This is a genomic window from Mesorhizobium sophorae (genome assembly GCF_002270415.1).
Lineage (GTDB): Bacteria > Pseudomonadota > Alphaproteobacteria > Rhizobiales > Rhizobiaceae > Mesorhizobium > Mesorhizobium sophorae.
Window position 1 is genome coordinate 166,897 of sequence record NZ_NNRI01000022.1, and the last position, 24,360, is coordinate 191,256.

Annotated in this window: 20 protein-coding genes; 5 read left to right on the top strand and 15 right to left on the bottom strand. The window is 61.8% G+C overall.

Annotated elements, in window-relative coordinates:
• Positions 1-90: 90 nt before the first annotated feature.
• From CGZ66_RS31875 to CGZ66_RS31895, 5 genes are all read right to left on the bottom strand, one after another.
• Complete coding sequence (locus CGZ66_RS31875) at positions 91-1,518, bottom strand: amidase (protein ID WP_095090685.1); 1,428 nt, start codon at positions 1,516-1,518, stop codon at positions 91-93.
• Between the two features lie 89 nt (positions 1,519-1,607).
• Entirely contained in the window at positions 1,608-2,642 is a 1,035-nt protein-coding gene (locus tag CGZ66_RS31880; protein WP_095090686.1) for an extracellular solute-binding protein, read from the bottom strand.
• A 40-nt stretch (positions 2,643-2,682) separates the two neighbouring features.
• A complete protein-coding gene (locus CGZ66_RS31885; protein ID WP_095091672.1) occupies positions 2,683-3,483 on the bottom strand; it encodes an ABC transporter permease in 801 nt (266 codons plus the stop codon).
• Positions 3,476-4,396: an ABC transporter permease gene (locus CGZ66_RS31890; RefSeq protein ID WP_095090687.1), complete on the bottom strand. Its 921-nt coding sequence runs from the start codon at positions 4,394-4,396 to the stop codon at positions 3,476-3,478. The genes CGZ66_RS31885 and CGZ66_RS31890 overlap by 8 nt, the downstream gene beginning before the upstream one ends.
• Positions 4,397-4,400: 4 nt before the next feature.
• The gene (locus tag CGZ66_RS31895; protein ID WP_095090688.1) at positions 4,401-5,492 is read right to left on the bottom strand and encodes an ABC transporter ATP-binding protein; all 1,092 of its coding nucleotides are present in this window, start codon (positions 5,490-5,492) and stop codon (positions 4,401-4,403) included.
• Between the two features lie 249 nt (positions 5,493-5,741).
• Here CGZ66_RS31895 and CGZ66_RS31900 point away from each other — a divergent pair, with 249 nt between their 5' ends.
• Positions 5,742-8,840 carry a caspase family protein gene (locus CGZ66_RS31900; RefSeq protein WP_143748920.1) on the top strand — a complete coding sequence of 1,033 codons (3,099 nt, stop codon included), beginning with the start codon at positions 5,742-5,744 and terminating at the stop codon, positions 8,838-8,840.
• A 16-nt stretch (positions 8,841-8,856) separates the two neighbouring features.
• Here the strand turns inward: CGZ66_RS31900 and CGZ66_RS31905 are convergent, their stop codons facing one another.
• Entirely contained in the window at positions 8,857-9,813 is a 957-nt protein-coding gene (locus tag CGZ66_RS31905) for an NAD-dependent epimerase/dehydratase family protein (protein WP_095090690.1), read from the bottom strand.
• 666 nt (positions 9,814-10,479) lie between these two features.
• Here CGZ66_RS31905 and CGZ66_RS31910 point away from each other — a divergent pair.
• Positions 10,480-11,253, top strand: coding sequence for an NAD kinase (locus CGZ66_RS31910; protein ID WP_095090691.1), 774 nt, complete (start codon positions 10,480-10,482; stop codon positions 11,251-11,253).
• 194 nt (positions 11,254-11,447) lie between these two features.
• Positions 11,448-13,040 (top strand): DEAD/DEAH box helicase, encoded by a 1,593-nt coding sequence (locus CGZ66_RS31915; RefSeq protein WP_167392337.1) that lies wholly within the window; start codon positions 11,448-11,450, stop codon positions 13,038-13,040.
• Positions 13,041-13,141: 101 nt separating this feature from the next.
• Here the strand turns inward: CGZ66_RS31915 and CGZ66_RS41415 are convergent, their stop codons facing one another.
• Complete coding sequence (locus CGZ66_RS41415) at positions 13,142-14,035, bottom strand: LysR family transcriptional regulator (RefSeq protein ID WP_095090693.1); 894 nt, start codon at positions 14,033-14,035, stop codon at positions 13,142-13,144.
• A 115-nt stretch (positions 14,036-14,150) separates the two neighbouring features.
• Here CGZ66_RS41415 and CGZ66_RS31925 point away from each other — a divergent pair, with 115 nt between their 5' ends.
• Together CGZ66_RS31925 and CGZ66_RS31930 are read left to right on the top strand one after the other, a co-directional pair.
• Positions 14,151-15,032: an NmrA/HSCARG family protein gene (locus tag CGZ66_RS31925; protein ID WP_095090694.1), complete on the top strand. Its 882-nt coding sequence runs from the start codon at positions 14,151-14,153 to the stop codon at positions 15,030-15,032.
• 47 nt (positions 15,033-15,079) lie between these two features.
• Positions 15,080-15,352: a DUF2798 domain-containing protein gene (locus tag CGZ66_RS31930; protein WP_095090695.1), complete on the top strand. Its 273-nt coding sequence runs from the start codon at positions 15,080-15,082 to the stop codon at positions 15,350-15,352.
• Positions 15,353-15,629: 277 nt separating this feature from the next.
• Here the strand turns inward: CGZ66_RS31930 and CGZ66_RS31935 are convergent, their stop codons facing one another.
• The 8 genes from CGZ66_RS31935 to CGZ66_RS31970 all read right to left on the bottom strand — a co-directional run bounded on the left by CGZ66_RS31935 (position 15,630) and on the right by CGZ66_RS31970 (position 24,097).
• On the bottom strand, positions 15,630-16,235 hold the full coding sequence (locus tag CGZ66_RS31935) for a hypothetical protein (protein ID WP_095091673.1): 606 nt from the start codon (positions 16,233-16,235) through the stop codon (positions 15,630-15,632).
• 244 nt (positions 16,236-16,479) lie between these two features.
• The gene (locus CGZ66_RS31940) at positions 16,480-17,130 is read right to left on the bottom strand and encodes a YiaD family glycine zipper/OmpA-like lipoprotein (RefSeq protein ID WP_095090696.1); all 651 of its coding nucleotides are present in this window, start codon (positions 17,128-17,130) and stop codon (positions 16,480-16,482) included.
• Positions 17,131-17,282: 152 nt separating this feature from the next.
• Positions 17,283-17,651, bottom strand: coding sequence for a GFA family protein (locus tag CGZ66_RS31945; RefSeq protein ID WP_095091674.1), 369 nt, complete (start codon positions 17,649-17,651; stop codon positions 17,283-17,285).
• Positions 17,652-17,787: 136 nt separating this feature from the next.
• Positions 17,788-18,162, bottom strand: coding sequence for a hypothetical protein (locus CGZ66_RS31950; RefSeq protein WP_095090697.1), 375 nt, complete (start codon positions 18,160-18,162; stop codon positions 17,788-17,790).
• Positions 18,163-18,354: 192 nt separating this feature from the next.
• The gene (locus tag CGZ66_RS31955) at positions 18,355-18,774 is read right to left on the bottom strand and encodes a GFA family protein (protein WP_095090698.1); all 420 of its coding nucleotides are present in this window, start codon (positions 18,772-18,774) and stop codon (positions 18,355-18,357) included.
• Between the two features lie 141 nt (positions 18,775-18,915).
• Positions 18,916-20,047 (bottom strand): peptide chain release factor 2 gene (gene prfB, locus CGZ66_RS31960; RefSeq protein WP_143748921.1). Its coding sequence is split into 2 segments (ribosomal slippage): positions 18,916-19,980 and positions 19,982-20,047, totalling 1,131 coding nucleotides; the frame shifts between segments, so codons are not numbered across the junction.
• A 117-nt stretch (positions 20,048-20,164) separates the two neighbouring features.
• Positions 20,165-22,621 (bottom strand): penicillin-binding protein 1A, encoded by a 2,457-nt coding sequence (locus CGZ66_RS31965; RefSeq protein ID WP_095090700.1) that lies wholly within the window; start codon positions 22,619-22,621, stop codon positions 20,165-20,167.
• A gap of 213 nt (positions 22,622-22,834) precedes the next feature.
• Positions 22,835-24,097, bottom strand: coding sequence for an N-acetylmuramoyl-L-alanine amidase (locus CGZ66_RS31970; RefSeq protein WP_095090701.1), 1,263 nt, complete (start codon positions 24,095-24,097; stop codon positions 22,835-22,837).
• Positions 24,098-24,360: the final 263 nt, after the last annotated feature.

The window sequence follows — 24,360 nt, forward strand, 5'->3', positions numbered from 1 at the left end:
CCTCGCGGCGGAGCTTTCCAGCCCCGCGCGCCGGCTCACCATAACCGAAGCCGGAGATCAAGCACCAGCGCGGCAAGGGCCACATGGCTATCACAGCGACGGTCGCGTTTCGGTGTTTGTGTACCACTGTCCCTGAGCCGTCTCATAGGCCAGCGCCGCCCGGAAGACATCGGCGTCGCAATAGGTGCGGCCGACAATCTGGATGCCGGTCGGCACGCCATTCGTCGCGCGGCCCGACGGCATGGACAGAACCGGGCAACGGCTCAGCATGTTGAATGGCGTCGTCATCACCCAGCCAAGCGAAGGGTTCACCTGCTTTCCGCTGATCTCGACGGTGTCCCTGGTGTGGTCGAACTCCGCCGGCACAGAGGGAAGCGCATTGGTCGGGCAGATCAGCACATCATATGTCTCCAGCAACGGTCCGAGCGTCTGGTACATCCTGGCCGCCACGTCGAGGGTTGCGACAAAATCCGTAGCCTTCGACTTTTGCCCATCTTCGGCAAATTGCCGTGCATAGCTGGTCATATCCCCGCCGTGCTGCTTGAGAAGTTGCGCCAGCGAAGCACCGAAGAGGTGCTCCAGATAGGCAATGCCGGCCTTGAGCACCTCGTCGCCCCAGCCCAGATCGACCTCCTCGACGGTGGCGCCAAGTGAGCGGAACACGTCGCAGGCGGCGAGTGTGTTTTTGCGCACCTCCGCATCCACTTCGAAGGAGCCGAGGTCCATCGAGAGAGCAATCTTCCAGCCCTTGATCGGCTTGTAGTCGAGTGGCAGGCGCAATTTCGGACGCAGCGTGGCGATGTCGAGCGGACTTGGTCCCGCCATGACATTCTGCAACAGGATCGCATCCCCGACGTTTCGCGCCAGCGGGCCGGTGTGGCAATAGAAGTCGAGATTGAACGGCGGCTCGTCCGGGTTGCGCCCATAAGGCGGCTTGAAGCCGACGAGACCGCAAGCGGACGCCGGAATGCGGATCGAGCCTGCAATGTCCGAACCGGTGGCGATCGCCGATGTGCCCGAGGCCAGCGTCGCCGCCGCACCGCCGGATGAACCACCCGGCGTGAAGTCCGGGTTCCACGGATTGCGCGTGACGCCCCAGCGCCTCGACCAGGTATAGCCGGCGCAGCTGAATTCGGGCGTTGCCGTGCGTGCATGGACGATGCCTCCGGCCTTGATGATGCGCTCGTTCATCGTCGAAGTGTGGCCGCCAATGGCGTCCTTCGACAGCAGCGAGCCGTGCGATGTCGGCTTGCCCTTGATGTAGCTCTCGTCCTTGATGCCGATCGGCAGGCCCTCGAGCGCGCCGGTCCTGGCCCCCCTGGCGTATTTCGCCTCAGCTTTTTTGGCCAGTTCCATCGCCTCGTCGAAATGGGTAAAGGTGAAGCAGTTGATTGCCGAACTGGTGGCTTCGGCGCGGTCGATGGTCGCCTGCATCAATTCGACGGGCGAGAGTTTCTTCGCCTTGAACAGCCGCAGCGCCTCGCTGGCCGGCATGTAGCAAAGGTCGAGATCAGTCATGGGAAGTCTCCTGCGATCGCCGGATCGCCTTTGGCATGGACGGGAGGTGGCCGCGCCGCGATATCGCGGCGCGAGAAACCGGGGTCGGGCTATTTCTGGAGATCGGTCCAGATTTTCGTGTAGAGCGCCTGCACATCAGGTGGACAGGCCGGCATGAATTGTCCCTTGGCAGCGAATTCGGCCGGAACGTTCACTTCCGGCGCGTTCTTCATGTCGTCGGGCATGAAGGCTTCCGAGCCTTTGATGCCGTTCGAATAGCGCGCGAAGGCCGAGATCAGTGCGGCGTTCTGCGGGTCCATGATGAAGTTCTGGAAGAGCTTGGCGTTCTCGACGTTCCTGGCGTCCTTGAGGACGGCGACGTTGTCCATCCAGATCGGGTAGCCTTCCTTGGGATAGCCATAGACGATCTTGTCGTTCTGCAGCCGCTGGCGGAGCGAAATGCCGTTCCAGTTGACGCCGGCGGCGATGTCGCCCTTGCCGAGGCCGTCGACGGCGCCATAGTCGAAGGACAGCCATTTCGCCTTGGCCTCGACCAGCTTGTCGCGCACTTTCTTCAGCACGAGCTTGTCGTCGGTGCAGTATTGGCCGCCTTCGTAGGCGATGGCGAGGAACATGACGTCACCCATTTCGGGAACGACATTGATCTTGCCGACGAGTTCGGGCGGCGGATCGAGGAAGATCGCGGACGTGTTCACATCACCCGAATAGACCGACTTGTTCACCGATACGCCTGTCGTGCCCCACTGCCACGGAACGGTGTATTTACGACCCGGATCGAAGGGGACATCGACCCATTTGGAATCGACGTTTTTGAAATTCTCCATCTGGTCCGGCCGCGATTCAAGCAGCAGCCCCTCGCTGATCCAGATCGGGACGACGCTTGCCGAAGGCACGACGATGTCGAAACCGGCGCCGCCCTGGCGGATCTTGGCGAGTGCTGTGTCGTTGGAATCGAAGTCGGTGACGGTGACCTTGACCTTGTAGATCTCCTCGAACTTCTTGATGAGATCGGGGTTGGTGTAGTTGCCCCAATTGTAGATGTTGAGCTCACCTTCGGCGCGGGCAGCACCCGTCACGGCCAGCAGCGACAGCCCGATCGCCGTCGCGGTCAGTTTCCAGTTCATGCTCCATGCTCCCATTGTTGGGACCGTCGGCGTTGCCGCCTCAGGTCCGTTTCCTGCTGATGAAAAAGAAAGCCGTGACGATGCCTATCGACAGCATGAGGAAGGCCGTCGAGATCGCATTGACTTCCGGCGTGACGGTGCGCCGGAGCTGGCCGAGCATGTAGGTCGGCAGCGTGTCCTGCCCGCCCGATTTGACGAATTCGGTTATGACGACGTCATCCAGCGAGACGACGAAGGCGAGCATCAGTCCGGCGAGGATGCCCGGCCAGAGCAATGGCAAGGTCACGTGCAGGAATGTCTTCCACTTCGTTGCGTAGAGATCGGCCGCCGCGGTCTCGAGTGCCAGGTCCATGCTTTCAAGCCGCGCCCGGATCGGCAGATAGGCGAACGGGATGCAGAAGGCGGTGTGCGCTGCGACGAGGTAGCCGAGCCCGGAATACCCAGTCCAGATCTTGATGCGCGAGAACACGATCAGCAGCGCCACCGCGGTGACGATCTCCGGCACCATCAGCGGCTGGTTGATGAAGGCGTATTTGAGCGTCAGCCCCGGATATGGTTTGGTCCTGGTCGTCGCCAGCGCCGCCATCGTGGCGGTGATCGTCGCCAACATGGCGGCGACAGCGGCGATCTGGAACGAGCGGATCGACGCCTCGATGACCAGCCCATTGTTCCAGGCGATGTGGAACCAGCGCAGCGAAAAGCCTTTCCAGATCACAATGGAATCATTGTCGTTGAAGGCGTAGACCACGAGCGTGGCGATCGGCAGGTAAAGCAGGAAGAAACACACCATCGCCACGCTGACGAAGCCGTTCTGCCGCCGGACGTCGAAGCGATTAGCCATGGGCGCCATCCGACCTGGTCGTGTTGCGGACATAGAACAGCAACGCCACCATGACGATCGCCATCAAGGTGATCGAAAGCGCCGCACCAAGCGGCCAGTTTCTGCCCTGGCCAAACTGCAGCTCGATCAGGTTGCCAATCATCAGATTGGTGCCGCCGCCGAGCACCCTTGGCGTCACATAGGCGCCGAGCGAGGGGATGAAGACGAGGATCGAGCCGGCGACGATGCCTGGCGTGACCAGCGGGACGATGATGCGCCTCAGCACCTGGGACCGCGTCGCGTAGAGGTCGTAGCCCGCCTCGACCAGGCGGAAGTCGATCTTCTCCATGCTGGCGTATAGCGGCAGCACCATCAGCGGCAGGAACACGTAGACCATGCCGGCCAGGACGGCGAAATTGGTGTACATAAGCTGCACTGGATGGTCGGTGATCCCAAGCAGTTGCAGCACCGAATTGATGATGCCGTCATTGCGCAGCACCTGTTGCATGGCGAAGGTGCGGATCAGGAGGTTGGTCCAGAACGGGATGGTGATCAGGAACAGCCAGATGTCGCGCCGGTGGTCCGGCCGTGTGGCAATGAAATAGGCGGTGGGGAAGCCGAGGATCAGGGTCAGCACAGTGGTTGCCAGCGACAGCGATACCGAGCGCCAGAAGATCGACAGATAGGCGGTGGCCAACGACAGCGTGTCGTCGAAGACGTCACGCTCGAACAGCACGCTCACCCAGGCATCGGTCGAGAACTGCCATTTCACATCGCCGTAGTTGCCTGGCGTCAGAAAGGAATAGACGACCACGATCAGCAGCGGCCCCAGGGCCGCGACGAAGACGATCAGCAGCGCCGGGGTGGAAAGCAGCCAGCGTGACCTGATATCGTCACGTTCAGCCTTTTCGGCTACCTCTATCGCGGTCGCCATAGCCCTAGTCCTTCAGCACTTGGGCAGCGTCGTCGCCGATCGATATGCCGACCTTGTCGCCGTTTTCGAAGCCGCAGCTGGCGCTGCGCGAGTTCTGCTGGCGCACCATGAAGGCGTTGCCTTCATCCAGCCGGACATGGATATGCGTGTCGGTGCCGAAATAGACGATGGTCTCGATCGTGCCGGTCAGGTCGCCGCGGCCTTTGACGAGCTTGGCATGCTCAGGCCGGACCATCAGCGTTGCGTTGCCGCCTGCGCGGAAGTCCGCGGCGGCGGTCGCGCAGATCTTCGCACCCGAGCGCAAGGTAATCCGCGCCCGGCCATCGCCTGCACTTTCGACCATGCCGGTCAGGAAGTTCGTCTCGCCGATAAAGTCGGCGACGAAGCGTTCCGACGGGTGGTCATAGACGTCCCAGGGCGTGCCGACCTGCAGGATGTTTCCCGCCGACATCACCGCGATGCGGTCCGACATCGTCAGCGCTTCCTCCTGGTCGTGGGTGACGAAGATGAAGGTGATGCCGGTCTCGTGCTGCAGCCGCTTCAGCTCGATCTGCATTTCCTTGCGCAGCTTGTAGTCGAGCGCCGACAAGGGTTCGTCGAGCAGCAGCACCTTCGGCTGCGGTGCGAGTGCCCTTGCCAGCGCCACACGCTGCTGCTGGCCGCCGGAGATCTGGCTGGTGCGGCGATTTTTGAGCGCCTGCATGTGGACGAGCTTCAGCATCGCGTCGACACGCGCCTCTATCTCGGCCTTCGGCCTGCCCAGCATCTTCAGGCCAAAACCGATGTTGTCGGCGACCGTCATGTGCGGAAACAGCGCATAGGACTGGAAGACGGTGTTGACCGGCCGCTTGAACGGCGGCAGCGGCGCGATGTCCTGGCCATAGAGCAGGATTTCGCCGTCAGTCGGATAGTCGAAGCCGGCGATCAGCCGCAGCAGCGTCGTCTTTCCGCAGCCCGACGGGCCGAGCAGCGTGAAGAATTCATTTTCGCGGATCGCGACGGAGACGTTGTCGAGTGCTCTGACCTGGTCCTGACCGGTTTCCCGAAAGATCCTGGTGACGCCCTTCGCCTCAACGGCGGGCCGTATGGCTGTCAAGATATTCCCTCTCCTCCGTGGTCATTCACCAGCGCAAACCGGCTGACCAACTTGATCCTCACCACTAGGGATAACTATGACTAAACATACAGTCAATATCTTTTTGTGACCACGAGCAGGGCATCAACCGTTGAGGATGCGGCCGATGCGTCGATGAACCCATCATGATATGCTCGGGACGAGGCCGTTGATGAATTTGGGGCAAGTCGTGGCGTGACCGCCGCGGCCTGCAGGGTTTGGATCAAGCTCATGCGCCTGTTTCTGGCGGCCGTGCTGCTGATGACCATGGCGCTCTTCTCCGCTGCGCGCGGCGAGGAGCGTATTGCGTTGGTTGTCGCCAGTCCTGCCTATGAAGGCGCGTCGGCCATCGACAACGCCGAGATGAGCGCCGAGCTCGTTGCAACAACCCTGCGGTCTCTCGGTTTCACCGTCCGGCAAGTGGCTGACGGCGACCGCGCCGATGTGGCGCACGCCATGTATGGCTTCGCCAAGTCTCTGAGTGCCGCCGATTCCGTCGGCATCTTCTACTATGTCGGCCATACGGCCCAGGCCAATGGCAAGAACTATCTGCTGACGCGCGGCACGCGAATCGAATCGAAGGATGCGATCGATCAGACGGCGCTACCTCTCGATCTGTTCATGCAGGCCCTCGAGGCCACACCGACTTTGAAGGTGGTTGTGCTGGACAATCCTGGCGACGGGCACAACCCCACTCCGGGCGTGATGCAAGGTCTGGCGGAGGTTGACCCGCTCTCTCACGCCATCGTCGCCCTCTCGGCCAAGCCGGGAAGCGTCGCGCTGAAGGAAGCCACACCCGTCACGGTGTTTGCCGATGCGCTCACGGCTGCGCTGACCAGACGAGGTGTGGGTATACGCACCATCCTCGCCTCGGTCAGGCAATCCGTTTTCGACAGGACATTCGGTACTCAGTGGCCGTGGGTGGCCTATGGCCGTTCGGCAGACACAAATTTTGTGCTGACGCCGAGCGAGCCGGCCACCGCCGCACCAGCACCGGCCGAGGCGCCGCCTGAGGCGGCCGCGCCAGAGCCCGCACCGGCGCCCTCGATGAGCGCAGGCGGTAGCGGCTATGACAGCCCGGCCAGCGGCTACGATTTGCCAGGCGGCGGCTCGGCGATCGACGGTAGTGAGTACGGCTCCGGCGGCTACGATGGCAGCAGCCAGGAGCCGCCGCCCGCGATGGATGTCGCGCCGGGGTCGGGCAGTCCCGACGCAGGGACGGGAAACAGCACCGACGAAGCCGCTCAATATGAGGAATACAAGCGGCAGGAGCTGCAGCGTCAACAATATGAGGAGCAGGCCCGACAGAAGTACGAGGAGCAGCGAAAGTATCAGGAGGACGCGGCCAAGGCGGCAGCCGCGGCGCAGAACAATCTCGGCGATACCTATCCGGGTGACGGCGGAGCCGCCGGCATGGAACCCAGCCCGCCTTCCGACGCGCCATCGACCATGACGCCACCTGCCCCGTTGCCTGACACGGCGACATCCGAAGAGCCTCCGGCGTTGCCGCCTGTCCCGTCGCCAGCGCCCGCCCCACCGCCTGTCATAAAGCCGCTTTACCCGTTACCCGATTTGCCGACGGCCGAAGCGCCTTCCGTGCCGCCGTCGGAGGCGCCTCCCGACGCCGTTCCTCCACCGGCGGACAACAATGCGGTTGAGGTCGTGCGCCATCCGACCATCGACGCGCCCAACGAGGTCGTGGCAGGAGAGATCGTGACGGTGTCGATCGCACTGACCGAGGAGCAGTTGACGCCCGAGGTGAAAGTGAAGGCGGCGCCCGGCTCGTCGGTAGCGGCCGACGGTGCACTTTCAATGGCGATGCCGGCGGGAACCGACGCCTGGCCCATCGACATCGATCTGTTCGCCTCCGGCTTCGACCTCGCCGATGGCGGCAAATGGAGCCGGCAAACGACGCTCTACCGCGAAGGCGACAGCGATTTCGTCCGCTTCGACCTCAAGGCGCGGCCCATTGCAAAAGACAGCAAGCCCGCCCAATTCATCGCCCGCATCTACAGCGCCGGACGGTACCTCGGATCGGCATCGCGACCCGTCACTGTTCGTCGAAAGACGCCCGTCGAGGCCGGCGCCCAGGACACGACAGCCAATCGCGCTGCCGCACCTGCCATGCTGATGCTCGCCTCTGCCCCTCCGCAGCCGGCGCTGACCGGCAGCGTCCAACTTGGCAATGCCAGTCCCGACGACGTCGCCGATCTCGATGTCACCATCCTTTATGACGATCCGAGCGGACTGGGTCCTGGCCAGATCATCATCCATTCGCCGCATCTGGCCGGTCCGGTGACCGACACCTTCTCGACGCCACCGCAAATGGCGGCATGGCTGGATTCTGAATACCGGCGGCTGCTGCAGCTCGGGTTGAGCTTGCGCGGCGCGGTGTCGTTGCAGCAGCCTGCCGCAACCAGCGACCCGGACGAGCAAAAGCGCTTTGTCACACTGGCCGCCGAGGGTTTTGGCGACATGCTCTACCGCGATTATGTGCCCGCGGCGTTCAAGGATGTGTTCTGGTCGCTGCGCGACAAGGGCGAACTGCATTCGATCCAGGTCACCTCCAACAGCCCCACGCTGCCGTGGGAGCTGATCCGCCCGCAAAGTGCCGACGGCGCAACTCGCGACGGCTTCCTCGGCATGAGCTACCGGCTGGCCCGCTGGGCGCCGCGCAGCACCTCCTCGCAGGTCGACAATCCACTCGACCGCATGGCTTTCACCGGCGTCGCGGCCGTCGCTCCCTCCTATATCGACAAGCAGTTGCTGCCATTCCAGGAGGTCGAGATCGACGCGTTGAGCAAGCTCGCCGGCTATCGCCGCTTCGATGGCGATTTCGTCTCTTTCGAAAAACTGGTCGGTGAGGTCTCGACCGGCTTCATCCATTTTTCCGGCCACGGCGAGTTCAACCAGCCGAGCAGCGGCCGGCCGGTGTTTGCTATCGACCTGGTCGACCAGTCGCTCGATCCCGATACCTGGCGTGCGCTGGTCAGCGCCGCGCATGGCAAGGGCAATCCGTTCTATTTCTTCAATGCCTGCGACACGGGCAAGTCCCAGCTGCTCGGCGGCTTCGTGCAGGGCTGGGGCCCGGCGGTGCTGGCCGGTGGTGCGTCGGGCTTCATCGGCGGCATGTGGCCGTTGACCGACCGCGCGGCCGCAGCCTTCTCAAGTGACTTCTATGGCGGCATCAGCGCACGGCTCAAGGACGGACCGGTTTACCTCGCCGAGATGCTGCAAGTGGTGCGCAAGCGCTTCTATGAAACCGGTGACCCGACCTATCTTGCCTATACATTCTACGGCAACGCCAATTTGCAGGTGGTGGCGCAGTGAGTGGCCGATTTTTGCGTCACATCCTGGCTGCGGCGATCTGTTGGCGAAACCACTCGAACGTCCGTTCGATGCCTTCCTGGTAGCCGGTTTTTGCTCGCCAACCAGGAAGGACCTGCCTCGCCAAAGTCAGGTCCGGACATCGGTTGGTTGGATCCTGGGGAACCGGAGGCTGGTGCTCGATGCGGCTGCCAGGGACAAGCGAGCTGACGAACTCAGCGATGCGCAGAACCGAAACCTCTTGATTGTTGCCGATGTTCAGCGGACCGCGGTGCGAGATGCTGTCGCGCCAGAAGAAACGTTCCAGTCCCTCGACAATGTCGTCGACATAACCCCAGCTGCGTGATTGGGAGCCGTCGCCGTAAACCGTCAGGACCCCTGTCGTCAGAGCCTGGATGACAAAGTTCGAAATGGCGCGGCCGTCGTCCATCCGTGTTCGCGCCCCATAGGTGTTGAAAATCCTGACGACACGAACATCAAGCCCGCTGACCCGCTGCTGCTCGAACAGCAATGCCTCGGTGCAGCGCTTGCTTTCATCATAGGCGGCCCTGGGACCTGTGCAGTCCACCGATCCCCTGTAACTTTCGGATTGCGGGGAAACCTGGGGATCGCCGTAGATCTCCGAGGTCGAGGCAAAGCAGAAACGACCGCCGGGCTTGAGCAGCGTCAGAAGATTGAGCGCACCACCTATGTTGGCCTTGATCGTGCGTATCGGCTCGCGCATGTACCAAATCGGCGAAGCGGGCGACGCGAGATGGATGATCTCGTCAAAGCGCTGACTGGATGAAAAGCTTTCGGCGTCGGCAACCTGGAGGCTGAAACGCGGGTCGGTGACATGCGCAATGTTGTCTCGCGTGCCGGTCCATAGATTGTCGACGACGACCAGTCTTTCCAGATCGCTTCGCCGCAGCAGACGGTCGATCAGATGTGAGCCCAAGAAACCGCAGCCACCTGAAACCAACACGCTGCGCGACATGGAAAATTCCCGCTCCAGACACCCGGCCAGTCAACGCGCCGCAGGGCTTGTTTCCCAAGAACATCGGATAGCTGGCTACCGCCACCGACCCAAAGTTCATCCGCCAATCAAGGCTCTCATCTACGTTGCAAAGGGCCGCAGGCGCAACGAGCAAGCTTTGTCGCACGCCATCGACGCGCGCGGGCCACCGGCCTCGGCTCAGGGAGAAACAACAATATGTCTTCGGGAGTTACAGCGCCCGTTGCGGGCATGGCGCTCCGGCTGCGTCGCCGCAGCGCGACGCCGTGGGCTGAGGCCGGAAGCTCATCTCTTCGGACTGGCGCACCAGTGCGGCGAAGACAAGAGCGAAACTTCCCAGCATCAGGAAGACGATGATAAGGCGTGCTACCGGCAATATGTCGGCCTCGACTGGCTAGGCCCCCGCCACCATCCACTGTCGGCTACCATGACCGATGCGGCTTTACGATAGTTTAACCTTCGTCTTAACCATCACATTCGCGTTGCCTTTGACATGATGCGCGAACGGCATGTCCGCATTTCGCCGTTTTGCGATCGCCAGCCTGCCGGAACAACGGCTCTCTTTGCAGACGTACCCTGCCCATGCTACCCCGGCGCTGGCGCGGCCCCGGTAACCGGCTGCCGCCAATCGGTCGTCATCGGGGAGCCATGAGCCAAACCGCCAGCCGCATCGCCTTCGTCTCGTCCGACACCGCTGACGCCAAGACGGCGCTGGAAAGCCTGTCGGCGCGCTATGGACAATCCTCCATCGAGGATGCCGGGATCGTCGTCGCCCTTGGCGGCGACGGCTTCCTGCTGCAGACCCTGCGCGACACGATGGGGACGGGCAAGAAGGTCTACGGCATGAACCGTGGCACCATCGGTTTCCTGATGAACGAATATCGCTCCGGTGGCCTCACCGAGCGTCTCGCGGCCGCCGTTGCCGAAACGATCCGCCCGCTGGAGATGCTGGCGGTGACCTCGGAAGGCGAAACGGTTTCGGCGCTGGCGATCAACGAGGTGGCGCTTTGGCGCCAATCCTATCAGACGGCCAAGATCCGCATCACCGTCGACGAGCAGGTACGGCTCGAGGAACTGAGTTGCGACGGAGTGATGATCGCGACGCCTGCCGGGTCCACCGCCTACAATCTTTCCGCGCATGGGCCGATCCTGCCGCTAGACGCGCCGCTGCTGGCGCTAACCCCGGTCAGCCCGTTTCGCCCGCGCCGCTGGCGCGGCGCACTGCTCTCCAACAAGGCGACCGTGCGCTTCGACATCCTCGAGCCGGAAAAGCGGCCGGTGAACGCCGCCGCCGACCATACCGAGGTCAAGGCGGTGACCTCGGTCACGGTGCGGGAATCACCAACCGCGACGGCAACGTTGCTGTTCGATCCCAATCATTCCTGGAACGAACGCATTCTCGCCGAGCAGTTCCGCTATTGAGCTAGCGCAGTGATCAACGCCTCGATTAAGCATCGCGATTAAGGTTACAACTTCACAATCGTGCCATTCCCACCCGTTTCTGTTGACAAATCGTGGGCTTGCGCCTAATCGCAATACCAATCTTGCAGGCGCGTGGCGCTTGCCGCGACACACATGCTGTTGCGCTTCCCCGAACCAGCCAAAGACAACAACACTTGTCCTCAGACACCACGACCGCTCCAGAAGCGTTGACCTTTTCAGACCTAGGCCTGTCGCCGAAGGTCCTTTCCGCAGTCACCGATGCCGGCTACACCCAGCCGACGCCGATCCAGGCCGGCGCCATCCCGCACGCGCTTCTCGGCAAGGACGTGCTGGGCATCGCCCAGACCGGCACCGGCAAGACGGCATCCTTCGTGCTGCCAATGCTCACAAGGCTGGAAAAGGGGCGCGCCCGCGCCCGCATGCCGCGCACCCTCATTCTCGAGCCGACCCGTGAACTCGCGGCGCAGGTCGAGGAAAACTTCGTCAAATACGGCAAGAACCACAAGCTCAACATCGCGCTCTTGATCGGCGGCGTCTCGTTCGACGAACAGGACAAGAAGCTTGAGCGCGGCGCCGACGTCTTGATCGCCACGCCCGGCCGACTGCTCGACCATCGCGAGCGCGGCAAGCTGCTGCTCAACGGCGTCGAGATCCTCGTCATCGACGAAGCGGACCGGATGCTCGACATGGGCTTCATCCCCGACATCGAGCGCATCTGCGAGATGATCCCGTTCACCAGGCAGACGCTGTTCTTCTCGGCGACGATGCCGCCGGAAATCACCAAGCTCACCGAGAAATTCCTGCACGCGCCGGTGCGCGTCGAGGTCTCGAAGGCCGCGTCAGCCGCCACCAACATCATCCAGCGCCTGGTCAAATCCGGCTCCAAGCCGTGGGACAAGCGCGAGACGCTGCGCAACCTGATCAAGGCTGAGGACGCGGAGCTGAAGAACGCCATCATCTTCTGCAACCGAAAGGTCGAGGTGTCGGAGCTGTTCCGCTCGCTGCTGAAGTATGATTTCGATGCCGGCGCGCTGCATGGCGACATGGACCAGCGTGCGCGCATGCAGATGCTGGCCAATTTCCGCGATGGCAAGCTGCGCTATCTCGTCGCTTCCGACGTCGCCGCACGTGGCCTCGACATCCCCGACGTCAGCCACGTCTTCAACTACGACGTGCCGATCCATGCCGAAGACTACGTCCATCGTATCGGCCGCACCGGCCGCGCCGGGCGCTCGGGCAAATCCTTCACCATCGCGACCAAGTCGGACACCAAGTATATCGACGCCATCGAGCGGCTGATCGGCAACAAGATCGAGTGGCATGATGGCGACCTGTCGACAGTGGTCGCCAGCGAAGGCGGCGAGGACGATGCTCCGCGCCGTGGCAAAGGCGCGCCGCGCCGTGCCGGTCGCAAGGACGACGATCGCAAGGACAGGGGCGAGCGCAAGAGGGGCGGCGAACGCCGCTCCAAACACAGCGAGGAAGACGCCCCGGCCGTCATTGCGCAGCAGCACGAACAGCCTGACGTGGCAGAGACCGCAGTCACCGACATCGGCGAACGCCGCGCGCGCAAGGATGCGATCCGCTCGGAAAATACCGAGCGCAAATCATCCGATCGCAACGAACCGCGCGCTCCGGAACGTGGTGACACCAGGCCGCAGCGCGACAGCAACCGCCCTGCCCGCCACCGCCAGGAAGACAACGACGCCACTGTCGGCTTCGGCGACGACATGCCGGCCTTCATGCGGATCGTCGCCAAGGTCTGACCCCCAAGAGCCGCGCGTCCCGAGGATGCGCGGCAACCGCAAAACCGCCTCGATCTGCCCGGTCGCTCCTGACCTGGGAACCTTCAAACAGCCCGTCGATGCTACAGGCTTTTGAGTTCCAGGCGGGATGCCAATAAATCCAGAAACGCGCGAACCTTGGCCGAAGATGACCGGCCTTCCTGCCACAAGGCATGGATCGGCACCAGCGCCGGCTCGAATTCCGTCAAAACCAGCTCGACGCGACCATCGTCCACCAGATGTCTTATCTGCCAAAGCGGCGAGAAGCCCAAACCCAGTCCGTGGACTGCGGCGGCATAGACCGAGGTCATCAGATTGGAGCGAAAGGCGCCCGAGACCTTCACGGTCCGGGGTTTCCCGTCGACCTGAAACGTCCATTCACCTGGACGCTCGTTGACGGTTCTGACGATGCAACTGTGCTCACTCAGTTCGAAGGGATGGGTCGGCCGACCGCACCGCGCAAAATAGGAAGGCGCGCCGAACACGACGCGCCGCAACGCTCCCAGGCGTTTGGCTTTCAAGCTGGAATCCGGCAAGTCGCCGATGCGTATTGCCAGATCGAGACCTTCAGCACCAAGATCGGCAAATCCATCGGAAAGTTGAAGATCGACCTCGACCCGGGGAAACGTCCGCATGTATTCGGCGATGACGGGCATCAGGACGTTCGGGCCAAACAGAACCGGCGCCCCGATGCGCAGGACGCCCGATGGCTCCGATCGTTGATTGATCGCTTGAAGACTTGCGTCGTTTATCTCGTCGACCGCGGGCTTGATCCGGTTGAAAAACGCTGCCCCGACTTCACTCGGTGTCGAGCGACGCGTTGTTCTGTGGACCAACTCGACGCCGACTGATCCCTCCAACGCCGCCAAGGATCGGCTGACCGACTGCAGCGAGCGATTCAGGCGGCGTGCAGCAGCCGTCAGACTTCCAAGCTCGACGATCGCGATGAAAGCCTCGAGATCGTCTATCCGGCTCATGCATTCTCCCGATTATCGACATAATCTATCACAGTTCAGGATAATTGTAACGCCGTTTGCGACATCGTACCTCTCTGCAAGTTGTCCCGCGAGGACAGGCTTGAAGGGAGTTGTCATGCAAGCACCCAATCCAAGCGTACTGGTTGTTGGCGCCAGCGGCCGATTTGCCGGATTGGTCGTGCCCGAACTTGTGCGCCGCAATGCCACGGTTCGCGCGCTCGTCCATGATCCGGAGAACGCCGAGAAGGCCCGAATGCTAGGCGCATCCGAGGTCGCCACTGGCGATTTACGCAATCGCCGGAGCCTCGAAAGCGCTGTCGAGGGCGTTGACGGGGTCTTCCATATTGGACCGGCCTTTGCCCCCGATGAAGCCGCCATGGGGGTTGCCATGGTTGAAGCCGCTGCGCAGGCGGGCGTTCAGAAATTCGTCTTCTCGTCGGTGATCCAGCCGACCAATACGAAGCTGAAAAACCATGCAAGCAAGGTGCCAGTCGAGAACGCTCTCTACTCGACGACGATGGAATATACGATCCTGCATCCTGCCAATTTCATGCAGAATATCGCAGCGGCCTGGCCGTCGGTCGTTGAGCACGGTGTTTTCTCGGAACCTTTTCCAAAGACAGCGAAGGTGGCGCGTGTCGATTACCGCGATGTTGCTGAAGTGGCAGCGATCGCCTTGACCGAAGCGCGACTGTCCTATGCGACGATCGAGCTCTGCGCGGGTATGCACAGCCGGGAAGAGATCGCGTCAATGATGGGGGAGGAACTTGGCCGCCCGGTCATCGCGGGCAAGCCGACATTTGCCGAGTGGGCTGCGAATGTCCCCCTCCCCTACAACGACCTCCAGATGCAATCATTGGCCAGGGTATATGGCCACTACGCCCTCCATGGCCTTGGCGGGAACAGTCTGACATTGCGCGCCGCTCTGGGTCGCGAACCGCGTTCGTTGCGCAGCTTCATTCGCAGCCTGGCCCTGCAAACGGCACACGCCACCTGATCGCGCTCAGCCGCGCATGCGTCCACTTTCTGAACAGGAGATACTTGATGCGATCGTCATCGGACAACGCTTTGAAATCGAAGAAACTACCGCCCTCCTACAATGCGCTGGTAATGCCATTCGTTCTTTCCATCTTGATGTCGAGCATTGTTTCGGCGGTATCGACGCTGATCAATGCGGGCTGGACAACCGGTTTCGTGGCGACCTGGCCGTATGCATGGGGAGCATCATGGCTTGTGGCGTTTCCGAGTCTGCTGCTGGTCTTGCCGATCGTGCGCCGGATCGTCGCGGCAATTGTCGATCAGCCGACCTCGACCTGATGGCGTCGCCAGGGTCTGATCCCCAGCCGCTTTCGAGGGCAAGCCAGCCAGCCATCGGCTTGCCCTGATGGTAAGCTCCTAGCGGTTCATCGCTTCACCGAAACGACGGACCGCTCCAAATCTTGCTTTGACGCAATTTCCTGAGGGAAAGCGCGATGCGCTTTCCCGGGAGAACCGTCTCACACCTTTCCGGGAATTGCCTCTTCGTTTGGACGCAATTCCGGACGGAAAACCGCTTCACACTTTTCCTGGAATTGCTCCCAGCCTGGCTCGCCCGTTACATCGGGCCAGGCATCATCTTGGTCGGTTTCTCAAGCATCGGAAACTCGGCCTTGTTGCACTTCACCTTCGGGTTCGTCGGACTGAACAGGCCGTTCGGATTGTCCACGAACCAGGCGTGAAGATCGTAGTGGACGAACTCCCTCGGGATGAGCGGATAGTGTCCCTCCATCGGGCCCATGAAGGTTTGGCCAAACAGCTTCGGCGGCGCTTTGATGTCCGGTGTCAGTGGCACCAGCCATTCCGCCCCGACAAGGCGCAGACCTTTTCTCGTCGGTTCGTAGATCAGCACATTGGGGTGCATCGGATCGAGTTTTTGGCCGACACTTGGGACGTTGACGAAATGGATGCCCATGGCGCCTTTCGGGTAATCCATCGTGCCGGGTATCTTTTCTCCGCTGTAGTAGACGCAGCCGACCGTCGACAGATAGAGGTCGCGGACGGCGGCGGTATAGTCCTCATATTTGGCAAGCGACTTCTTCAAGGCATCTATGTCGGCCTTGCCGGCATCCTCGGCCTGAGCCGTGGCGACGCCCAACCATGCGCCTACAAGACTGGTTAAAGCGAGGACGCCGCAGCGCCCAAGGCTGGCTGTTCTTGTCATGCATTCCTCCCAGATTGTCTGAATCTGGCCGTGCAAGACCGAGGCGGGAAAAAATGCTGATTGCGCGGCCAGTTGTATCCGCCTCATCCCCTCCGGAACAGGGACGATGCTATTCCTTTCCGTGGCTGCGGGAAACTAGTTCGTTAGAACTAGCTAATTCTCTGAACGCAAATCTGCGCCGGCATCCGCTCAAACAAAAACGGCCCCATATATGGGGCCGTTTTGCATTCGCTTGCCGGACAGATCAGGTGAGCGGCGACAGCTGGATCTCGACGCGGCGGTTCTGGGCGCGGCCTTCGGCCGTCGCATTGGATGCGATCGGCCGTGTCTTGCCGAAACCGGTGACGGCGAAGCGGCGCTGATCGACACCCTGACCGGACAGGTAGTTGGCAACCGCCAGCGCGCGCCGCTGCGACAGATCGAAATTGTGCTGGTCGCCACCGGTCGAATCAGTGTGGCCGAAAACGTCGACCGTGGTCTGCTTGAACTTCTTCAGCACCAGCGCGACCGAATTCAGCACCTGGTAGAAGCCGGGCTTCACAGCATCCTGATCCGTGTTGAAGGTGATGTCGGAGGGCATGTTGAGGATGATCTGGTCGCCGCTGCGGGTCACGCTGACACCGGTGCCCTGAAGCTGCCGGCGCAGTTCGGCTTCGTTCTGGTCCATGGTGGCGCCGATGGCACCACCGGCAAGCGCGCCGATACCCGCGCCGATCAGTGCGTTGCGGCGGTCGTTGCCGCCGGCAAGCAGGCCGAGGCTGGCACCTGCCAGGGCGCCAAGACCGGCACCCGCGGCTGTGTTGGAAATCTTCTGGTCGCCCGTGTATGGATCGGTGGTGGTGCATGCGCTCACAAGCAAAGCCGTCGCCACAACGACGAGCACAGTCTTTTTCATAGGATCGTCCCTCTCCAGGTCACGCCATTGCGATGGCGCCAAATCAGCCCTTCCCGCGACTTGTAACATGAAATGCGGCGAAAAGCGGAACGGCAAAAGCTACCGCAACGGCTTTTCCCCGACGCCGATTGGCCGGTCGCCCCATGGCGAGGCTACCAGAGATTCTTGCCGTCGATGACGACCACCTCAACCTTGTCGAGATCGAAATCGTCGAACAGCCGCGAATTGACACTGATCTTGGGATTGTCGAAATCCGGCTCGCCAGTCGACCAATCCGGCGTTTCCGTGAAGGTGCCGCAGCCGCATGTGGCGCAAAAACCGTGCTTTACGGTTTTTGATCCCCATTGGTAGACGGAAACATTCTCCGGCGGGCTGGTGAGCTTGAACTGCGACGGGACGTAATAGGCCCAGAGCGAGCCGCGTTTCGAGCAGAACGAGCAGGTGCATTGCGTCACCGTCTGCGGCGCCTGCGAAACCTCGAATGTCGTCCCCTTGCAATGACAGCTTGCCTTGATGGTCATCAACGAACTCCTCCTGTCGCCCACCGCCTCGTGCGGCAAAGGCAGCATAAAGAGGCGCTCCTGACAACTCTCTGTCAGCAGAGGCGCCAGACGGCGCGCCGTCTGAACCTTCATTCTAAATCCAGGCCGGAAAGGCCTAGAAGGACGACGGCGGCACGAACAGGCAGATGGTCTTGCCGGCATCGAGCCCGGCTTCATGCGCGCACCAATGGAACTCGCCGTCGGGCGAATCCTTGATCCGTCTGTCGCTGTAGGCCAACACCTCCCCGGTGTCCTTGATGACATACCCTTCCGGGCGCTCGCTGATCGAGGTTTGCGACACCTCATGGCAATCGTAATTGGCGCAGCAGGCGAACGGATAGCTCCAGCCTTGCGGCTTCGCCGCGGTCGGCTTGGCATCATGCGCCAACGCCGGGGACGACAGCATTGCGATCATTGGAATTGCAAGCAGGGAAAACAGGAGTCGGCCGGCCGGTCGAACGGCTTTGGCCGATCTGGGTGTGGCAGACATGGAAACGTTCCTTTCAGACGAGCCATCAAGCGTTTCGCTTGCCCGTTCCCTGAACGTCTCTTCCCAGCGGCCGGATCGTCAGCTAGCAGATATGCCGCGCCCAGCCATAAATGCTTTTGTCTCCCCTCAATGCGGTGATGGTGAGCGCAAATGTGAGTCGGCGCAAGAAATTGCTGCGTGGCTGACCGACGCCTATTCGTCGACAGATCCGGCAATCACGTGCTCTTGATATTGCGGCAGGTCGTCGGTGATGGTGAACCAGCCCGCCTTGGACCCGACGAAGATATGGGCGGACGGGCGGATCGACGGATCGTCGGCAAGGGTTCCCATCGCCACGTGGACGAAAGCCCCTTTGCGAACCAGCGAATAGAGCAATGAGCCGCACAGCCCGCAATGCGCATCATGGCCGCTTTGATCGCCGAAGATCAGCAGCTTGTCCTCGCCTTCGCTCAAGGCAAATTTTTCGAGCTCGATACCGGCGAACGGCTTGAAGGCCGAACCCGTGGTTCGTCGGCAATTGGAACAGTGGCAGTTGGCCGCGTAAACAAACTCGTCCCGAACGGCGTATTGCACAGCGCCGCACAGACATTTTCCGACAAGCTTGCGAGCCATTGTCCTATCCAGGTCTATGTGGGGCCGCGGTTCTGGAGCCCTGCTCCATCCAGACGGAATCGGGAGGGAATTCCATCTCAGTGTTTGAACATGAACCTTTCGGAAAACCGGTACCCGATTTTCGGGATCATGCTCCCAGGACTAATCCAGATCCGCCACCGCTTCACCCGCACCGCCCTCGATACGCTGCGACAAGGAGGCTTCCATGAAATCGTCCAGGTCGCCATCGAGCACGCTTGACGGGCTGGTGCTCTCGACGCCGGTGCGAAGGTCCTTCACCAGCTGGTAGGGCTGCAGCACATAGGAGCGGATCTGGTGACCCCAGCCGATATCGCTCTTCGACGCTTCGGTGGCGTTGGCAACCGCCTCGCGCTTCTTCAGCTCTTCCTCGTAGAGGCGCGAGCGCAGCATCTCCCACGCCTTGGCCTTGTTCTTGTGCTGCGACCGTTCGGCCTGGCAAGCGACCGCGATGCCGGTGGCAAGGTGGGTGATGCGCACCGCCGAATCGGTGGTGTTGACGTGCTGGCCGCCCGAGCCGGACGAGCGATAGGTGTCGATGCGGACATCGGATTCGGAAACGTCGATCTCGATCGTGTCGTCGATGACCGGATAGACCCAGATGCTGGCGAACGACGTGTGACGGCGCGCGTTGCTGTCATAGGGCGAAATGCGCACCAGGCGATGAACGCCCGATTCCGTCTTCAGCCAGCCATAGGCGTTGTGGCCCTTGATCAGCAGCGTGGCGGACTTGATGCCGGCCTCTTCGCCGTCATGCACTTCCAGCACCTCGACCTTGAAGCGGCGCCGCTCGGCCCAGCGCGTGTACATGCGCAAAAGCATCGAGGCCCAGTCCTGGCTTTCGGTGCCGCCCGCGCCGGCATGGACTTCGAGGTAGGTGTCGTTGGCGTCGGCCTCGCCCGACAGCAGCGTCTCGACCTGGCGGGCCTTCGCTTCGCCCTGCATCGAACGGAGCGCGGCTTCCGCCTCGGCGATGACGCTCTCGTCGCCCTCTTCCTCACCGAGTTCGATCAGCCCGATATTGTCTTCCAGCGCCTGCGTAAGGCCTTTCACCGAGGCGATGCCTTCCTCGAGGCCCTGGCGTTCGCGCATCAGCTTCTGCGCTTCCAGCGGTTCGTTCCAGAGGCTGGCGTCCTCGGCGCGCACGTTGAGGTACTCAAGCCGCTTTATGGCCTGATCCCAGTCAAAGATGCCTCCTCAGCAGGGTAATCGCCTGCCTGATCTCGTCGACAATATTCTGCGTTTCCGCGCGCATGGCTGACTGTTCTGTCCTGTTTGATGAAATCGGTCGGCGCGATACATAGGGAGGCCGCCGCCGGCTGTAAAGCAAAATGGGCCGGCACAAGGCCAGCCCATCCGCTCATGAAAATCGTCAGTAGAGGCCGCCGCCGCCGGACTGGATGGCCTGGTTGGCCTGCGGCGACAGCGCACCGCCGGTGGCATTAGAGCCGTCGGCGCCCATGCCGATGACCCAATAGCTGTCGGCAGGCCCGGTACCCGGCTTGAAGGCTTCGATGATGGTGCCGGGATCACCCGAAGCGGCACGCATGCCGGTCTTGCGATTGATGGCGATCAGATTCATGCCTTCCGGCACCTTGAAGTCGACATTGGGCGTGCCATCCAGCGCCACCCGCATGAAGTCCTTGAAGATAGGTGCCGCGAGACCACCACCGGTAGCGCCATGGCCAAGGCCGCGCGGCGTGTCGTAGCCCATATAGAGGCCGACGACGAGGTTAGGCGTAAAACCGATGAACCAGGCGTCCTTTTCGTCGTTCGTCGTTCCAGTCTTGCCGGCGATGTGGCGGCCGAGTTCGCCGATGGTGGCGCCGGTGCCGCGCTGCACGACACCTTCCATCATCGAGGTGATCTGATAGGCGGTCATCGGATCGAGCACCTGCTCGGAATTGTCGACCAGTTCCGGTTCCGGCTGGTTCTGCCATTCGGGCGCATTGCAGCCCTGGCAGCCACGTTCGTCCTGCTTGAACACCGTCTTGCCGTAGCGGTCCTGGATGCGGTCGATCAGCGACGGCTTGATCGACTTGCCGCCGTTGGCCATGATCGAATAGGCCGACACCATGCGCATCACGGTCGTTTCGCCGGAGCCCAGCGCCATCGGCAGATACGGCGCCAGATGGTCGTAGACACCAAAACGCTCGGCATACTCGACGACCAGCTTCATGCCCATATCGTTGGCAAGCCGTACCGTCATCAAATTGCGCGACTTCTCGATGCCGGAGCGCAATGTCGCCGGACCAGCAACGGTGCCGTCATAGTTCTTCGGCGTCCAGGTCGTGTTGCCGCTCTGGATGGTGATCGGCCCGTCCATGATCACCGAGGCCGGCGTATAGCCATTGTCGAGCGCGGCCGAATAGACGATCGGCTTGAACGAGGAGCCTGGCTGCCGCATGGCTTGCGTCGCGCGATTGAATTCGGACTGCGCGTAGGAGAAGCCGCCGACCATGGCCAGCACGCGGCCGGTATGCGGATCCATGGCGATCAGGCCGCCCTCCACCTCGGGAACCTGGCGCAGGCTGTAGGCGCCATCGGCGCCATCGTTCTTCTGCACGAAAATAACGTCGCCCGGCTTCAAGACGTCCGCCGGCGACTTGGCCTTGACGGTCTTGCCGTCGACCAGATGGCGCATGGCGAAACCCATGTCGTCCTTTCTGACGGTGCCTTCGACGCGTTCCTTGACGATCTCGCCCGACGCCTGGCGCGCCGGCTGCAGGCCGATCGACAGGCCGGTCTCTGAACTGTCGAGCACGACGGCCAGCGACCATTCGGGAACATCCTCCAGCCCCTTGACATTGCCCAGCGGCACACCCCAGTCGCCGGACACGTCGATGGTCGTCACCGGCCCGCGATAACCGCGCAGCGTGTCGTATTTCATCAACCCGTTCTGCATCGCCTTGCGGGCAATGAGCTGAACCTTCGGATCAAGCGTCGTGCGGACGGAAAGGCCGCCTTCGTAAAGCGCATTCTCGCCGTAACGGGCGATGATCTGGCGGCGCACCTCCTCGGTGAAGTACTCGCCGGCGAAAAGATAGGTGCCGTTGCGGCGCGGCGTCACGCCCAGCGGCTCGGCCTTGGCCTTGGCGCCTTCCTCACGCGTCACGTAGCCATTCTCGACCATCTGGTCGATGACCCAGTTGCGGCGCTCCAGCGCGCGATCGGCATGTTTGAAGGGATGGTAGTTGTTCGGTCCCTTCGGCAGCGAAGCCAGATAGGCGGCTTCGGCCACGGTCAGCTCGTTGACCGACTTGTCGAAATAGGTCAGCGCCGCACCGGCGACGCCATAGGCGCCGAAGCCGAAGAAGATTTCGTTGAGGTAGAGCTCGAGAATACGATCCTTGGGATAGGCCTGCTCGATGCGGAAGGCGAGGATCATCTCCTTGATCTTGCGCTCATAGGTCTGGTCCGAGGACAACAGGAAGTTCTTCGCCACCTGCTGGGTGATCGTCGAGGCGCCGACCTGGCGCTTGCCTGAGCCAAAATTCTGCAGGTTGACGATGATGGCGCGGCCAAGGCCGGTCACGTCGATGCCGGGATGGTTGTAGAAGTTCTTGTCTTCGGCGGACAGGAAGGCTGCCTTGACGCGATCCGGTATGGCCTGGATCGGCAGGTACAGGCGCCGCTCACGGGCATATTCGGCCATCAGCGCGCCGTCCGACGCATGGATGCGGGTGGTCACCGGCGGCTCGTATTTGGCCAGCACCTCGTAGTCGGGCAGGTCCTTCGACAAATGGCCGATGTAGATCGCAACGCCCGCCGCGACCAAAAGGGCCAGCGTCGTGCCGATGCCGAAAAAATAGCCAATGAGACGAATCATACCCGCTCCAGTCCTTGGTTCGGGAATTTCCTAAACGAAGCCGCCTTCCGCGCAAGCTTTCGAGCCGGTCCCAATCCGCAATCGAAAACTCATGTCGCCACCATGTGGACAAAATACGGCAATGCCTGAATTCGTGACCGCAGGCCGTAAATAAAGGCGACAGCTGTTGTCGCCGCGCAACGCTGCCCCTGGTTGTGGGCGACCCGGAGCATGTCAGCCTCCGGTTCCGGCTCCGGTCTTGGCTGACGCGAATAGCGCGACGGCATTGGTTATACTCTGAGCCGCCTTGCCGCGCCAGTCGGCGTTGAGCAGCTGCGCCTCGTCCTTGGCATTTGAGAGATAACCCAGTTCGACCAGCACGGATGGCACGTCGGGTGCTTTCAGCACCTTGAACCCCGCCGAACGCTGCGGATTGTTGATGAGGCCGACGCTGGTCGAAAGCTGGCCGACCAACGTGTGGGCGAAGCTCATCGAGAAATTGTGCGTTTCGCGGCGGATCAGGTCGATCAGGATATCGGTGACTTCCTTGCTGTCGTTCTTGATTTCCATGCCGGCGAACTGGTCGGAGAGATTTTCGCGGTCGGCAAGCGCCTGCGCCTCGGGATCCGAAGCCTTGTCGGAAACGGTGTAGACGGTGGCGCCGCGAATGCCTTTGACACTGATTGTGTCGGCATGGATGGAAATCAGCAGATCGGCCTCGTGCTGCCGGGCAATGCGCACGCGATCATCCAGGCGCAGGAACTCGTCGGTATCGCGCGTCATGAACACATCGTAGTTACCGACGGCCGCCAACTTGTCGCGCAACTCGGTGGCGAAGGCGAGCGTGACGTTCTTCTCGATGGTGCCGTTCAGGCCCTCGGCGCCGCCGTCGATGCCGCCATGGCCAGGATCGATGACGACAGTGAAGCGATGGCCCGGATTGGACACCGGTCCGGTGCCGACCCGCGCTCCCTTGTCGGTCGAAACCGTCGATCCGGTGGTCAGCGCCTGATTGGCAAGTGCCGCGTCGAACTCGCGAGCGGAGGCTGCCGAGATGTCGATGGCGATGCGGTAGCCGGTTCCGTCCTCGTTCTTGAGCACATCTAGCTTGTCGACGGCGAACGGTCCCTTGCCGGTGAGGATCAGCCGCGAAACGCCCTCGCCGAGCGCGCCCAGGCGCACGCCCCTGACCAGGCCGCGCGCCTTCAAGTCCTTGGCGTTAATGGCGAATCGCGTATTCGCAAGATCGATGACAAGGCGATTGGGACCGCGCAGCAGGAACCATTTGACATCGGGTTCGCGGTCGAAATCCATGACGATGCGCATCTTGGTGGCATCGCCCGCCATCTTGTAGCCTTTTGCCACCAGCGGTGCGTCGGCCGCATTGGCAACGGAGGACGAGGCGGAAGAGATCACCAGCAACAGCAGGAGGCAGAAGGCACCGATGATCCGGCCGCCAACACGACATCCCTTGTCTGTGAAGTCTGCCAGTCCCATTTGTCTTCCAGTCGCTCCCGGTTTGGCGCCAGGCGCCCGTCGTTTCGTCGAAGTGCCGGTTAGGCCGCGAACTCGATTAACGATTGGTATCCAGAGAAGGTTAACCAAGCCTTTTCATGCAAGGGTCGGAGCCTGTTCTTACGTTGCGGAACTGCTTTTTGTCGGCATCGGAAATCGGGGTTGCCTTCCACCCCGCCAAATCATAAAAGCGATACTGGATCACTGCAATCCTGGAACCGCCCTCCTCCGCAGCTTCCTGCTAC

What these genes read in the sequence shown, in the direction of transcription:
- CGZ66_RS31970 (WP_095090701.1), bottom strand. Translation starts at nt 24,097, where the DNA reads ATGGGACTGGCAGACTTCACAGACAAGGGATGTCGTGTTGGCGGCCGG.
- CGZ66_RS31955 (WP_095090698.1), bottom strand. Translation starts at nt 18,774, where the DNA reads ATGGCTCGCAAGCTTGTCGGAAAATGTCTGTGCGGCGCTGTGCAATAC.
- CGZ66_RS31945 (WP_095091674.1), bottom strand. Translation starts at nt 17,651, where the DNA reads ATGACCATCAAGGCAAGCTGTCATTGCAAGGGGACGACATTCGAGGTT.
- CGZ66_RS41415 (WP_095090693.1), bottom strand. Translation starts at nt 14,035, where the DNA reads ATGAGCCGGATAGACGATCTCGAGGCTTTCATCGCGATCGTCGAGCTT.
- CGZ66_RS31925 (WP_095090694.1), top strand. Translation starts at nt 14,151, where the DNA reads ATGCAAGCACCCAATCCAAGCGTACTGGTTGTTGGCGCCAGCGGCCGA.
- CGZ66_RS31965 (WP_095090700.1), bottom strand. Translation starts at nt 22,621, where the DNA reads ATGATTCGTCTCATTGGCTATTTTTTCGGCATCGGCACGACGCTGGCC.
- CGZ66_RS31875 (WP_095090685.1), bottom strand. Translation starts at nt 1,518, where the DNA reads ATGACTGATCTCGACCTTTGCTACATGCCGGCCAGCGAGGCGCTGCGG.
- CGZ66_RS31935 (WP_095091673.1), bottom strand. Translation starts at nt 16,235, where the DNA reads ATGACAAGAACAGCCAGCCTTGGGCGCTGCGGCGTCCTCGCTTTAACC.
- CGZ66_RS31885 (WP_095091672.1), bottom strand. Translation starts at nt 3,483, where the DNA reads ATGGCTAATCGCTTCGACGTCCGGCGGCAGAACGGCTTCGTCAGCGTG.
- CGZ66_RS31950 (WP_095090697.1), bottom strand. Translation starts at nt 18,162, where the DNA reads ATGTCTGCCACACCCAGATCGGCCAAAGCCGTTCGACCGGCCGGCCGA.
- CGZ66_RS31910 (WP_095090691.1), top strand. Translation starts at nt 10,480, where the DNA reads ATGAGCCAAACCGCCAGCCGCATCGCCTTCGTCTCGTCCGACACCGCT.
- CGZ66_RS31890 (WP_095090687.1), bottom strand. Translation starts at nt 4,396, where the DNA reads ATGGCGACCGCGATAGAGGTAGCCGAAAAGGCTGAACGTGACGATATC.
- CGZ66_RS31880 (WP_095090686.1), bottom strand. Translation starts at nt 2,642, where the DNA reads ATGAACTGGAAACTGACCGCGACGGCGATCGGGCTGTCGCTGCTGGCC.
- CGZ66_RS31900 (WP_143748920.1), top strand. Translation starts at nt 5,742, where the DNA reads ATGCGCCTGTTTCTGGCGGCCGTGCTGCTGATGACCATGGCGCTCTTC.
- CGZ66_RS31930 (WP_095090695.1), top strand. Translation starts at nt 15,080, where the DNA reads ATGCGATCGTCATCGGACAACGCTTTGAAATCGAAGAAACTACCGCCC.
- CGZ66_RS31905 (WP_095090690.1), bottom strand. Translation starts at nt 9,813, where the DNA reads ATGTCGCGCAGCGTGTTGGTTTCAGGTGGCTGCGGTTTCTTGGGCTCA.
- CGZ66_RS31940 (WP_095090696.1), bottom strand. Translation starts at nt 17,130, where the DNA reads ATGAAAAAGACTGTGCTCGTCGTTGTGGCGACGGCTTTGCTTGTGAGC.